Source organism: Cryobacterium sp. TMT1-2-1, from assembly GCF_004403955.1.
Lineage (GTDB): Bacteria > Actinomycetota > Actinomycetes > Actinomycetales > Microbacteriaceae > Cryobacterium > Cryobacterium psychrotolerans.
In genome coordinates, this window is the sequence record NZ_SOHC01000078.1 from 67,714 (window position 1) to 81,027 (window position 13,314).

10 protein-coding genes, 3 tRNA genes and 1 pseudogene are annotated in these 13,314 nt (G+C 68.1%); 3 read left to right on the forward strand and 11 right to left on the reverse strand.

Going from position 1 to position 13,314, the window contains the following annotated elements:
* Window positions 1-39: 39 nt before the first annotated feature.
* The 3 genes from E3T33_RS14305 to E3T33_RS14315 form a co-directional block, all read right to left on the reverse strand.
* Window positions 40-735 carry a hypothetical protein gene (locus E3T33_RS14305; protein ID WP_134575626.1) on the reverse strand — a complete coding sequence of 232 codons (696 nt, stop codon included), beginning with the start codon at window positions 733-735 and terminating at the stop codon, window positions 40-42.
* A gap of 187 nt (window positions 736-922) precedes the next feature.
* Complete coding sequence (locus E3T33_RS14310; RefSeq protein ID WP_166784509.1) at window positions 923-2,455, reverse strand: polysaccharide biosynthesis C-terminal domain-containing protein; 1,533 nt, start codon at window positions 2,453-2,455, stop codon at window positions 923-925.
* A complete protein-coding gene (locus E3T33_RS14315; RefSeq protein ID WP_092323493.1) occupies window positions 2,452-3,273 on the reverse strand; it encodes a WecB/TagA/CpsF family glycosyltransferase in 822 nt (273 codons plus the stop codon). The genes E3T33_RS14310 and E3T33_RS14315 overlap by 4 nt, the downstream gene beginning before the upstream one ends.
* Window positions 3,274-3,412: 139 nt before the next feature.
* Between E3T33_RS14315 and E3T33_RS14320 the strand changes: the two genes are divergently transcribed.
* Window positions 3,413-4,708, forward strand: a complete 1,296-nt coding sequence (locus tag E3T33_RS14320) for an O-antigen ligase family protein (protein WP_134575627.1) — start codon at window positions 3,413-3,415, stop codon at window positions 4,706-4,708.
* The gene (locus tag E3T33_RS14325; protein ID WP_134575629.1) at window positions 4,708-5,643 is read left to right on the forward strand and encodes a glycosyltransferase family 2 protein; all 936 of its coding nucleotides are present in this window, start codon (window positions 4,708-4,710) and stop codon (window positions 5,641-5,643) included. Before E3T33_RS14320 ends, E3T33_RS14325 begins: the two co-directional genes overlap by 1 nt.
* 53 nt (window positions 5,644-5,696) lie before the next feature.
* On the opposite strand, the gene E3T33_RS14330 is transcribed toward E3T33_RS14325, so the two are convergent.
* The 8 genes from E3T33_RS14330 to E3T33_RS14365 form a co-directional block, all read right to left on the reverse strand.
* Entirely contained in the window at window positions 5,697-6,656 is a 960-nt protein-coding gene (locus E3T33_RS14330) for a glycoside hydrolase family 16 protein (protein ID WP_134575631.1), read from the reverse strand.
* 199 nt (window positions 6,657-6,855) lie between these two features.
* On the reverse strand, window positions 6,856-7,311 hold the full coding sequence (locus E3T33_RS14335) for an adenylyltransferase/cytidyltransferase family protein (protein WP_092323487.1): 456 nt from the start codon (window positions 7,309-7,311) through the stop codon (window positions 6,856-6,858).
* Window positions 7,312-7,343: 32 nt separating this feature from the next.
* Complete coding sequence (locus tag E3T33_RS14340; RefSeq protein WP_134575633.1) at window positions 7,344-8,891, reverse strand: sugar transferase; 1,548 nt, start codon at window positions 8,889-8,891, stop codon at window positions 7,344-7,346.
* 404 nt (window positions 8,892-9,295) lie between these two features.
* The gene (locus E3T33_RS14345; protein ID WP_134575639.1) at window positions 9,296-9,916 is read right to left on the reverse strand and encodes an acyltransferase; all 621 of its coding nucleotides are present in this window, start codon (window positions 9,914-9,916) and stop codon (window positions 9,296-9,298) included.
* Window positions 9,917-9,942: 26 nt separating this feature from the next.
* Complete coding sequence (locus E3T33_RS14350; RefSeq protein ID WP_241982966.1) at window positions 9,943-11,571, reverse strand: sugar transferase; 1,629 nt, start codon at window positions 11,569-11,571, stop codon at window positions 9,943-9,945.
* 250 nt (window positions 11,572-11,821) lie between these two features.
* A tRNA-Phe gene (locus tag E3T33_RS14355) sits at window positions 11,822-11,894 on the reverse strand.
* A gap of 68 nt (window positions 11,895-11,962) precedes the next feature.
* Window positions 11,963-12,036, reverse strand: a tRNA-Asp gene (locus E3T33_RS14360).
* Window positions 12,037-12,081: 45 nt separating this feature from the next.
* Window positions 12,082-12,154 (reverse strand) — tRNA-Glu (locus E3T33_RS14365).
* 355 nt (window positions 12,155-12,509) lie between these two features.
* Between E3T33_RS14365 and E3T33_RS14370 the strand changes: the two are divergent.
* A pseudogene (locus E3T33_RS14370) lies at window positions 12,510-13,314 on the forward strand (cell wall-binding protein); the annotation flags it as partial.

Consider the following 13,314-nt stretch of genomic DNA (forward strand, 5'->3'; position numbering starts at 1 on the left):
TTCTCCTCGTGAGTGATGGGGTCGGCCGTGATCGGCGCATCAGCAGGCCGGGTCGTCCGGGAACGTCCGGGCCGTGATGCGCCACGTTCCGCCGTCCTGCTGCAGTGAGTAGATGTTCAGGGCGGCGTGCGCGGCAGCCGGGTCCGTGCCGGCCAGCGGCCGGCCGTCGGCATCGAGCGTCACGACCTTGCTGGAGTCGACGCAGGCTTGTGCGACCGCAGTCGGGGGCGTTGCGGTCAGGTTGGTGCTGATGATGGTGACGGATTTCACGGTGGCCTTGCCGCGTTGCGTCCAGCCGTTCGACTCCAACTCCTGCTGCTCGTTCTCGAGCTCGTCGACGATCGCGCCCCTGGCCACGGCGGACAGCTTGGCGCCCAGGCTCTTGGACGTCGGATCAACGGCTGCGACAGACTCCAGGAATCCCTTGACAGTCGATGTCGCCAGCTCCTTGTTGAGGGCTCCCAGCGGGGCCGTCGTCGAGGCCCCGGGAGGCGTCGCGGTGGGGGACGGGGCCGCCGGGGCGGCCGCGCGGATCGTGCCGCCCACCGCGGGAGGCGCCGCTTTCTCGACCGCGCCCGTCGCCGGGGCGGGCAAGGACGCCCAGGCTGCCAGGCAGAGCGGAAGTGTCACCGCGGCCGACAGCCCGACAAGCACGGCTCGGCGCCGGGGGCGGGGCGGCCGCCGCTCGCCCGATCGCTCGCCGCCGGGCTGGGGGGCGTGCGTGGACTTCGTCATGACGGACTCCCGGGGGCGGGAGCGCACGCAAGCGCAAGGGTCGGGTTCACTGGATCATCTCCTGCATTTCGGGTGTACAGGTTGGTTCCCACGTCAGCCGGGTGCCTCCCGGGGGTGGGAGAGCTCCGACTACGACGCACAGTACCCCCAGCGAACACTGAAGTGAACCCCCCGCATTCGGTTGGCATCACTTCACCGGGGCCCGGCGGCGTGCGAGGAGCGCCAGGTCATGCAGCTGCAACCTCCGGCGGTCCAGGGCGCACCAGCCGAAGAACAGTGCCGCGCACAGGGGGAGGGCGATGAGCAACGCGGCCAGGGTGTCACCGACCGTGAGCCGCAGGGCCAGGGCCGGGATGCCGACCGTGATCACCGGCACCATGAGTGCGTACGCCACGGCGCGCGCATCCAGCCGGATGCCGATGAACCGTCGGACCTCCACGGTCGCGAGGGCGGCATCGATGAGCATGCTGAGTGCCCACGAGATCGCGGCGCCATTGATGCCGATGAGCGGCACGAGCACGAGGTTCCCGGCCACATTGACGACGAGCACGATTGCCTTGTTGAATGCCGCCCAGCCGCTCCGCCCGCTCATCAGGAGCACCGACTGCACGTTGCCGGCCGTGAAGCTGATGATTCCGCCGGCGCACAGGATCATGAGCGCCGTCGATCCTTCGGTGAAGCCTGGTCCAAGCAGCTGGAGGACCACCGGCGCGAAAACGGCCAGGACGAGGTAGATCGGTGTGCCGAACAGCACGAGCCAGGTGGCCGCCACCCGGTAGAGCGCCTGGACCTGGGCGACCTTTTCCTGGAACAGGAGGGTGCTGAATCGAGTGGACACGACGAGGCGAAGTGCCGTGTCGATGATGAGTCCGGCGGCCACGAAACGGCTGGCGCCGCCGTAGACACCGGCCGAAGCCGACCCGGCAAGGATGCCCACGAGCACAACGTCGAGCCAAATCACCGACTGTTCCAGGCCGGCCGACAGCGTTCGAGGCAAGGCGTAGGACACGATGCCCTTCCGCAGGGAGGGATCAGGGCGCCAGAGCCCGCGCACCCCGGCCGCCCCTTCGTGACGGCGAACCTGGACCCGCAGCACGAGGGCGGCGGCGATCAGGGCGACCGGGAGCGGGGCGGCCCAGGCCAGGGTGACGGCAACGAAGGATCCGCCGCCGGCAGCGACCAGCCAGACGACGATGGGACGCACGACGGGAAGGCCGATGCTGCCCACGCTCACGTACGGCAGGACGCCGCCCAGACCCCGGGTGGCCGCAAGCCCCACCAGCAGGAGCGCCGCGACCGGAAGGAACCATCCGGCGACGGCCACGGCATCCGCCACGTCACTGGCGTGGGAGTCCCCGGTCAACGCGAAGCCTGGCGCGAGGATCACGGTTGCCGCGCCGCAGAGGACGCCGGCGGCTGCCGTCGCCGCGAACATGACCGTCAGCGCGCTGCGGATCCGTGCCGGATCGTGCGCGACCAGGCGGGGCATGATCCACACGGCGGCGGAATCCATGCCGGCCCTGGCCAGGCTCAGGACGATCGAGAAGACCGCGATGGCCTGCAAGACCACGCCCGAGCCGGTGTCGCCGAGCGTGCGGGCCAGGACGACCATCAGCACGAAACCCATCACAGCGCTTGTGGCGGCGCCGGCGAAGCCCGCGACCGCGCCCCTGGCAAGGTTGGTGGAATCGGTGGCGACGAGCTGCGTCCTGCTGCTCACGACACCGTGGCCCGTCGGTGATTGCGCAGGATTTCCAGGCCCAGTCGGAGCAGGAAGGCGGGATTGCCCAGCAGGTATCGCTTCGCGAGTCGTCGCGGTTCGATCATGAGGCGCCAGAGCCATTCGAGGCCCGCGCCGATCATCCAGGCGGGAGCGCGCCGGTGTGCCCCGCTCGTCCAGTCGAACAGGCCGCCGCAGGTCAGCACGACCGGAACGGTGAGCTCGCTGCGATGGCTGGAAACCCAGCGCTGCTGGAGGGGATCGCCGAGCCCGACCAGAAGGATGTCGGCCCCCGACTCGTTGATCTCCCGCACCAGCCGGTCCATGTGCTGCTCCAGCACGAAGCCGTCGTGCGTATCGATCAGAAGCCCAGGCGACCCGGCTGCCAGGCGGGCGGCGGCTCGCTCGGCGACCCCGGCCTGCCCCCCGTACAGGAAGAGTTTCTTTCCCTGTTGCGCGCACGCCGCGGCCAGCGGGTGGATGAGATCGGTCGTGGCGACGCGCTCCGGGATGATCCGGCCGAGGAATCGCGCCGCCCAGACGATCGACTGACCGTCCGCGTAGGTGAGGTCGGCGGAGGCCAGTACACCGCACAGGACCCGATCCGCGGCAGCCTGGTTGCACACATCGGCATTGACGCCAACGGCGACATGGACCGTGGTGGAATCCGTCCATCGCAGGATCGTCTCGACGACCTCCGCCATGGTCAGGGTGTCGACGGCCACGCCGACGACGTCGACGCGGCGTGCGGTCGACGGGCCGCCGGAAGAGACGGGGCGGTCGGGAGTCCCGTCGGCTGGTAGGTGAGCTATCCTCATGCTGCACACACTGGCACAACAGCGCGGGGGCACCTACCCCCGTTCGGGGTTGAATAATGCGCCGCGTTGCTACCTATACTGAACCCGCGTGACATGAGAACCGGCGCATCGGCCGGGCCGACCGGAGAAGGAGCAGCGTATGCGGGCACTCGCTCCGGCCAGGCCGGGCTCCGACGTTGTTCTGCGGCAGCCCCTCCCGCGCTGGCCGTTTGCGGCCATGTTCGTGCTGTTCCCGGCCTGGTGGCTGCTCGGCCTCGGTGAGGCCGTGTGGATAGCGCTGGCCGCCGTGATGCTCTTCCTTCTCGTTCGCCGCGGTGGCATCAGTTTCCCGCGCGGGCTCGCCATCTGGCTGTTCTTCCTGGTCTGGATGGGCATCTCGGTGATCGGAATTGACACCGGTGATCGCCTCGTTGGGTTCGCCTATCGCGCCCTGCTCTACCTGAGCGTCACGATCATTTTTCTCTACGTCTACAACGCCGGGGCCTCGCTCACAACGCGGTACGTCCTCGGCGTGTTGACCGTGTTCTGGCTTGTCATCGTCGCGGGTGGGTATATCGGCGTGATCTTCCCCCTGTTGTCGATCCACACGCCGCTGGGCCTCGTGCTCCCGGCCCCGATCAGTTCCAACGAGATGGTCCAGGACATGATCGTCCGGCGGGTCTCCCAGTACAACCCGGACGGATGGGCCAAGCTCGATCCCCGGCCCAGCGCCCCGTTCCTCTACACGAACGGCTGGGGCAACGCCTATTCCATGCTCCTGCCCATCGTGATCGCCTACCTCGTCGAGGTGCGGGGGGAGCGGCGGTTCTGGTGGCTCCTCCTGGCCATCCCGGTGTCCCTGGTGCCGGCCTTCCTCACCCTCAACCGGGGGATGTTCCTGGGGCTCGGACTCGCGCTGGTCTACGTGGCCGTTCGCCTGGTCATCCGCGGCAACGGCAAAGCGCTCCTCGGCCTGCTCGCGCTCGCGGCCGTCGTCGCGGTCGCGTTCGCGACCCTGCCCATCGCCGAGCGACTCACCCACAGGATCACGGCCAGCTCGTCGACCGAGGACCGCGCGAACCTCTACCAGGAGGCATTCGACCGTACCCTCGATTCGCCCTGGCTCGGCTACGGGGCCCCGCGCCCCTCCGAAAAGGATGACGCGCCATCCGTTGGCACCCAGGGCCAGATCTGGATGGTCATGTTCTCGCACGGGTTCCCCGGGGTGGTTCTGTTCATGGGGTGGCTGGCCTGGGCCTACATCAGGTCGATCCGCGAACGTGACCCGGCAGGCCTGGCCCTCAACACCGTGCTGCTGGTCGTGCTCGTCGAGTCGCTCTACTACGGGATCATGACTGCGGGACTTGCGATCGCCATGATCGCCGCGGCGCTGACCATGCGTCCGGATGTCCTGCCCTCCGGTCTGCACAAGCACCGGTTGGGAAGGTTCGTCTGATGCCGGCGCAGTCGAGTGCGACGTTACCCAGCGTGAGCGTCGTCATCGCGACCCGCGGGCGGCCCGAGCTGCTCCGGTCGGCGGTGCGGGCCGCACTCGGACAGGAGTACGCGGGCGAGATCGAGGTGATCGTCGTCTTCGACCAGGTGGCCGTCGATCCCCTCGAGGATGTCGTCGTGCCGGCCGGTCCGCGAGCGCTCCGCACGATGTCGAACGACCGCACGCCGGGACTGGCCGGGGGCCGTAACACGGGGATCCTCGCCGCCGGCGGAGAGCTCACCTCATTCTGCGACGATGACGACGAGTGGCTCCCCACCAAACTGATCAGGCAGGTCCAGGCGTGGCGAGAGGACCCGGCTGCGGTTCTCGTGGCCACCGGCATCCGCATTGTGACGCCAGGCCGGACGGTCGATCGGCTGCCCCCCGAACGCACGGAATTCGCCGCCCTGTTGGCGTCGCGGATCACCGAAATCCACCCGTCCTCGTTCCTGCTCCGGCGTGCCGATCTGCTCGGCCGCATCGGCCTGGTCGACGAGGTGCTGCCGACGTCCTATGGGGAGGATTACGACCTTCTGCTCCGGGCCACCCGCGTCGGCCACATCCTGGGAATACGGGAGCCGCTGGTCATCATCCATTGGAACCGAGCGTCGTTCTTCTCGGGGAAGTGGCAGGGGATCGCGGACGGACTCAGCTACCTGCTCGACAAGCATCCGGAATTCGCCGGCAGCGCCGCCGGGTCAGCCCGGATCGAGGGCCAGATCGCCTTCGCGCTGGCCGCCCTCGGGCAGCTGGCCGGCGCGCGCAGCTGGGCCGGTCGCGCCATCCGCCACGACCGCTCCCAACTGCGCGCCTACGCGGCGATGGCCATCGCCGCGCGCCTGGTGCCCGCCGGGCCGCTGGTCAACGCCGTCAACCGCCGCGGCCGCGGCCTCTGAGGCGCGGCCGCTGCGACTGCGTCGGCGCTTCTGAACGTCGGCGCTTGCGCACGTCAGCGCCTGAAGACCCTGACGTAGTCGACCTGGTAGTTCGCGGGGAAGGCCGTGTTGGCATCGGGCGAGCCGGGCCACGTGCCGCCGACGGCCATGTTGAGCCGGAGGTAGAACTTGCCCACGAACGCCTTGTCAATCCACGACGTCGTGCTGAGGGTGCGCGTGTAGGTCAGGGTCCCGTCGACGAACCACTTGATCGAACCCGGCGCCCATTCGACCGCGTAGTTGTGGAAACCATCGGCGAAGTTGCCGCTGGCGAGCTTGTGCACTTGGGACTGCTTCCGGTGGGTTCCCACGTAGTCGTAGTGGATGGTCTGGGAAACCTTGTCGGCGCTGTACGGGTCGCTCTTGCCGGTGCCGATCAGCTCGAGGATGTCGAGCTCGCCGATCCCGCCGGCGGCCGGGCGCATCCAGTAGGCCGGCCACAGTCCCTTCGAGGTTCCCTGTGTGGTCGGCATCTTCGCGCGGATCTCGAACCGTCCGTACTGGAAGGCGAGCTTGTTCTTCGTGTGCAGCATGGCCGAGGTGTACGTGCGCCCGGCGGGGAAACGCGTGTCGCGCGTGCCGCACGTGATCGGAGTCGCCTCTTTGCGCGCCGCGATCGTAAGGAGGCCGCTGGATACCTTGACGTTCTGCGGCCGGTCCATCAGGCAGGCGAGCTCCTTGTTCCCGTCGCCGTAGGTTGATCTGTTCGCGACGTTCCATACGGCGCGATTGAGCGTGGTGCCGGAGAACTCGTCGGCCCAGGCCAGCTTCCATCCGGCCGGGGCGGTCGCGGCCGAGGCGAGGCTCACCGTCGGCTGGACCGCCGGTGCCGCCTGGGCGGGGAGACTCACGGCCGACAGGGCCAGAACCGTGAGGGTCGCTGTCGACACTCCGATCGTTCGTGCGACGCCGCGGCGCCCGTCCGGGGTGCTGCCGGGCGCCCTCCGGGAGCGCGTGAATCCGAATGGTGACATGAGTCACTCCTTGCCGCTGTTGTGAGTAGGTGGTGAGCGGCAGAGCAGTATGCATGACAAGCGGGTATGGCTCGGTGGCTACATAAGATTTGGAACGCCCAGGACAATCGTCACACGGACCAGTAGCTGAGCGTTAGTCAAGTATTCCCCCTCTGGGGGGACTCTCAGGTTGGTGCGGCGCGCGCCAGGGCGCCGGCTGCTAGCGCCGGCGCACCGCCTCGGCCTCGCGCGGGGGCGCCGACAACGCGTCGAGCGCGTGGCGGAGCGCGGTGCTCGAGGTGCTCATCGTGTAGGGGAAGTAGACCACCTCGACACCCACCTCGGCGAACGCTTGCTCGAGGCGCAGCCCCCGTTCGGTTCCCTTCCAGTCGTCTCCCTTGAAGTAGATATCGAAGTGCACCGATCGCCAGGTGTCCAGCTTGTCCAGAAAGGTTTCCTCCACGGCCTCATCAACAAACGAGACGTGGCGCACGATTTCCAGCCGCTCCGAGAGGGGGACAATCGGGCGCCGGCCTTTGACGAGCTCGAGAAGTTCATCGGACACGACTCCCGCGATGAGGTAGTCGCACTGGCTCTTGGCATGCTTGAGGATGTTCAGGTGGCCGACATGGAACAGGTCGAAGGCGCCGCCGGCGTAGCCGATTCGATGTGACATGTGTGCTCCTTGGGATCGGGTGAGGGGCATGATCAGTACGCCCCCGTCGGGCGGAGGACGACCTTGACGGTGCGCCACAGGATGAGCAGGTCTCCGGGGAGGGACCAGTTTTCGACGTAGAACAGGTCGAGCCGTACGCTCTCGTCCCAGGACAGGTCCGAGCGGCCGTTGACCTGCCACATGCCGGTCAGCCCCGGTTTGATGTAGAGACGCCGATGTACATGTCGCTCGTAGCACTCCACCTCGGTCGGCAGCGGCGGGCGCGGGCCCACCAGGCTCATGTCCCCGACGAAGACGTTCCAGAGCTGGGGCAATTCGTCGAGGGAGTACTTGCGGATCACGCGCCCCACCCGGGTGATCCTCGGGTCATGGCGGATCTTGAACAGCGCACCGGATGCTTCGTTCAGTTCGCGGAGGCCGGCCAGGTCATCCTCCGCGGTCCGGACCATCGAGCGGAACTTGACCATGGTGAACGTGCGCCCGTTGCGGCCACAGCGCTCCTGCAGGAACAGCGCGGGACCCGGGCTTTCGACTCTGACCAGGATGCCGATCGCCAGGAGCAGGGGCAACAGCACGAGGAGCCCCAGTCCGGAGGCCACCAGGTCGAGCATGCGCTTGAGTGCGTGCCTGGCGCCATCGAAGTGCGGGATCTCCACGTGGATCAGCGGCAGGCCCTCAACCGGACGAAAATGGATGCGGGGTCCGGCGACATCCGTCAACCGGCTCGACAGCACCAGCTCGGCCGAGGTGCCTTCCAGGTCCCAGGCGAGGTTGCGGATGTACTGGCTTCCGCCCTCGGGGGCTCCGGCCACGATCACGCTGTCGACACCCATGCTCGCCGCCGCGCTCGCGACCCGGCTCAAGTCGGCGACGACGGGCACCTCGTGCTGCCCGGCCATCACCGCGAGGCCGCCGTCGCTCTCCAGCGCCGCACCCACCACGCAGTAGGCCGCGCCGGACTTGGCGTCGATCTGGCCGATCACGTAGTCAACGTCCTCGCGTTTGCCGACCACGATGACCCGCGAGAGATAGTGTCCGAAGAGCCGTTGGTGCAGCAGCCATTTTCGCCACAGCCAGCGTTCGAGCGTGAGGGCGGCCAGGCCGAGGGGCAGGGCGACGAGGAAGTAATCGCGCGCGGAGTGGACCTGGAAGAGCAGGAAGCCGATCGCGAGCAGCCCGAAGGCCAGTGCGCTCGCGTTGATCACCCGCTTGTACTCGGTGGCGCCGACCCCCACGACTCGCGAGTCCCTGGTGTGGAACGTGCCGAGGGTGAGGATCCAGGTGGCGATGATGAGCAGGGAGACTCCCCAGTACTCGGCGTGCTGACCGAGGTCGGCCGCGGAAGCACCCTCGGAGCCCAGTTGCGCAGCCAGCCCCGTTGCGACGGCGGCCGCGATGACCCCGGCGTCGGTCAGGAGGAGCGTGGTCCGGTATCGCCTGGCCCAGGCCAGTCCGGAGGAGTGCGTGTCGACGCTGCGGGCCGGATTCGGAGGCGCCTCGGTGTCCACGAGCCGCAGTCGCGGGATGTGCCAGGCCGGCGCCGCGGTGATGAACGGAAGCCGGGGCCTCGGGTCGGTCATCGCGCCCTCACCGTCCCCGCCGCGAGGCGCAGCGAGGCGCGGTGGGTGCCGGAGCGGGTGCTCCCGCCCGGGCGGGGGCTGGATCCACGGGGTCGACGAAGAGTCGACGCATAAGCGACGTATTCACGGGCATTCCCTGCATTTCGGGTTTACAGGTCAGTGTCTTGTTGTGCAGATCTGATGAATTCTCACCTCTGCACACGGCGAACATACCCCGATCCGGGGGCCCGGCGCTGTAACCCCTACGGGGGCCATGGCGGAGGAGCCCCCGGAGCGTGGGTGCACACCCCGTTCGGGGGGCGCGACGGGTGTGCCCCTGTGCGCGCAGCAGGTCGTGACCGCCTGGCCGCCTGGCCGCCGATTGAGATCCGGGTGGTGGTCGTCATTGCGCCCTCGCCCGGTGCTCAGGTATGACTGAGCACCCCGTTGTTCTCCACGTACCGTTCTCCGGTGGCGGGGCAGACGTACGTCCCGTCGCCTGCGTCCTGCAAGCGGGCGCCGCTGCGGCCGACCCAGCCGATGCGCCGGGCGGGAACCCCGGCAACGAGCGCGTAGTCGGGCACGTCCCGTGTCACCACCGCGCCGGCGGCCACCATCGCCCACCGCCCGATGGTGAGGGGCGCGACGCAGACCGCACGGGCGCCGATGGAGGCACCCGTGCGCACGGTCACGCCGACCATTTCCCAATCGACGGCGGCCTTCTGGGTGCCGTCGACGTTGACAGCGCGGGGGAAAAGGTCGTTTGTGAACACGGCAGCCGGGCCGATGAAGACCCCGTCCTCGATGAGGGCCGGCTCATAGACGAGCGCGTAATTCTGCACCTTGCAGTTCTTGCCGAGGATGACTCCCGGCCCGACGTAGGCACCCCGCCCGAGGATGCAGCCCGGGCCGAGTCGAGCGTACTCGCGGACCTGCGCGAGGTGCCAGATCACGGTGTCGGGTTCGATGATCGCGCTGGGGTCGACGTCGGCCGTCGCCGCGATCCGTGGCGGATGGCCGGGGCCCTGTGCCGGGGACGCTTCCATCCCCGGACCGGCAGTCAGATTGCTCATCAGTACGCCCCCACTGGATGGATGACGACCTTGAAGGTGCGCCAGATGATCATCAGGTCGCCCGCGAGCGACCAGTTCTCGACGTAATAGAGGTCGAGTCGGACGCTCTCCTCCCAGCTGAGGTCGGAGCGGCCGTTGACCTGCCACATTCCGGTGAGCCCCGGCTTGATGTAGAGGCGGCGGTGAACGTGGTTCTCGTAGCCGCGTACCTCGGCGGGCAACGGCGGGCGCGGGCCGACCAGGCTCATGTCGCCGACGAGCACGTTCCACAGCTGGGGAAGCTCGTCGAGTGAGTACTTGCGCAGCACCCGGCCCACCCTGGTCACGCGCGGGTCGTCCTTGATCTTGAACAACAGTCCGGAGCCCTGGTTGAGATCCCGAAGCACCGACAGGTGGTCTTCGGCATTGGGCACCATCGACCGGAATTTGAGCATCGGAAAGGTGCGGCCGTTACGCCCGACCCTTTCCTGGCGGAAGATGACCGCCCCGGGGCTCTCTGCCCGAATCGCGATCGCCACCGCGGCCAGAAGGGGCATCAACAGCACGATCGCCACGCCGCAGACGGCAACGTCGAGGGCGCGCTTGAGGACGTGCTTTCCCCCTTCGAACTGGGGGATCTCAACGTGGATCAGCGGCAGGCCTTCGACGGGGCGGAAGTGGATGCGGGGGCCGGCAACATCCGTCAGCCGGCTCGAGAGCACCAGCTCGGCGGATGTCCCCTCCAGCTCCCAGCCCAGGTTGCGGATGTAGTGGCTCCCACCCTGGGGGTGTCCGGCCACGATGACCGTGTCGACCCCCATGGCCGCCGCGGCTTCGGCCACGTGATCGAGGTCGGCAACGACCGGCACCTCATGGTCGCCGGCGTTGACGGTTCCCCCGGTGCCCTCCTCGAGCGCGGCGCCCACGACGTGATACGCGGCGCCGGATTTCTCATCGATCTGATTGGCCACGTACTCCACTTCATCGCGTTTGCCGACGACGATCACCCGGGCCAGATAGTGGCCGAAGTGCCGCTGGTGGAGAAGCCATTTGCGCCAGAGCCAGCGCTCAAGCAGGAGTCCGACGACGCCCAGGGGCAGGGCCAGGATGAAGAAACCGCGGGCTATATCGACCTGGAACACGAGAAAGGCGATGGCGAGCAGCCCGAAGGTGAGCGCGCTCGCGTTGGCGACCTGCTTGTATTCCGAGGCCCCGATCCCCACGACCCGGGAATCCCGGGTGTGGAACGCACCGAGCGTGGCGACCCAGGTGGCCGCGATCAGGAGGGCCACCGCCCAGTAGTCCGCGCGGAGGCTTCCGATGGAAGCCTGGGCGCCCTCGACACCGAAGCGTGCGACCAGCGCCACCGAAACGGCCACCACAATGATGCCGACGTCCGTCACACGAAGCCTGGCCCGGTACTGCCTGGCCCAGCGGAGTCCGGAGGCCTGGGCGTCCACGGACGGCCGGGGCGCGAGCTCGGTGGAGGGGTCGACGAGCCTCAGCTTCGGGCGACGCCCGAGGGGCAGAGGGCCGATCACCGGCAGGCGCGGCGTGGGATCGGTCATCGCGCACTCACCGCCCGGGGGCGGTCGGGTGCGCACGGTCGACGGAGGGGTCGACGAATTGTCGGTGGTGTCATCGGTCATTCCCTGCAGTTCGGGTTACAGGTTCAGGTGCGGGCGTGTGGGACCTCGCGGTCCATCGGGCGAGAGCTTCGGGGACTCACGCCGGAAGCAGCCGGGAAACATGACAGAAACTCAGCTGCTCACGTGCCGAACATACCCCGAATCCGCGGGGACGTGCTGTAGCCACTTCGGGGGCGAGTCTCGCCCGGACCGGAGCCGCCGCGGGCACAAAAAAGGCCACCCCCGAGTAGAAGCCTGGGAGTGGCCTTCGTGGCCCCGACCGGCGTCGATCCGGTGACCTTTCGATTTTCAGTCGAACGCTCTACCAACTGAGCTACAGGGCCAGAAAGAGACCTCGAGAGGTGACTTTCTAAGGCAAAAGCCCTTCCTTTCGAAAGGGCTTGTTGCTTTGCGACCCTGACCGGACTTGAACCGGCGACCTCCGCCGTGACAGGGCGGCGCGCTAACCAACTGCGCTACAGGGCCTCGCTATGAGAACCATTTTATAGTGTATTTCTATTTTTAATTGTGTAGCCCCAACGGGATTCGAACCCGTGTTAACGCCGTGAAAGGGCGCCGTCCTAGGCCGCTAAACGATGGGGCCGTGTCGTCACGAACCGCATGACTTCCGACGAGTAAGCATACGTTCCGGATGCTCGTTTGCCCAAATCGAGTCGCACACGGCGCGCCGCGCTTCCCACCGCGCCCGCGAATGGTCGCGGTTTCGCCGGTTCCGCGGGTTAGATTCGGGTCCGGCACCCGGTCCGGCGCCGGGCTGGGTACCGGACGCGGGACCGTTTTGTTACTGTGAACGGAGTTAACACAGTGACGTATGTGATTTGTGAGCGGTTGATCGGGGAATTATGAAGCGCACGGGAACTGCGATCGAGTCCGGGCCCGCGGCGCGCCTGATCGGCCGCCGAAGCGCAGCGTGGGCCGGGGTGACCAGGCGCCGCATCATGACCGTCATCGGATTCACCGCCGCACTGGTCATGGCCGTGACCCTCGCCAGCCCGGTCGCTCCGGCCCAGGCCGCCAAGTACCCGAGCTGGCAGGACCTGCAGAACGCGAAATCGAATACCTCCGCCGCGCGGGCCCAGGTGGCCGAGATCAGGAGCCTCATTGCCGGCCTGCAGACGCAGGTCGCGGAGACCCGGGCGGCATCCGATGCGCGTGCGGCCGAACTCGAAGTCGCGCAGGACGACCTGGACGAGGCCACGCGTCGCGCCGAGTCCCTCCAGGCGCAGGCCGACGAGAGCAAGAAGACTGCGGATGCCGCGACCCGGCAGGCCGGCCAGCTGGCCGCCCAGCTCTACCGAACCGGCGGCACCGACCTCAGCGTGAACCTGTTCCTCGACGGCGAGACATCCGGTAAAGGCGCTGACGAGCTGCTGTCGAAGCTGGGCAGCATGAGCAAACTGGTCGAGCGCAGTGCGGATATTTACGATCAGGCCCAGACCGCCAAGAACACGGCCCAGGCGCTGGGGGACCAGGCGAAGGTCGCCAAGACCGAGCGGGAGAAGCTCCGCCGAGCCGCCGAGGACGCCCTCATCGCAGCCCAGGCCGCGGCGGACGCCGCGGCGGGTGCGCTGGCAGAATCCGAGGACAAGGGCGTTGAACTCGCCGCGCAGCTGACGTTCATGCAGGACACGGAAGCCAAGACCGCCGAGGGCTACCGGGCCGGCGTCGCCGAGCGCAAGCGCCTGGCCGCGATCGAGGCCGCGCGGGTCGCCGCGGCGGCGCGCGCTGCCGCTGCCAGGGCCG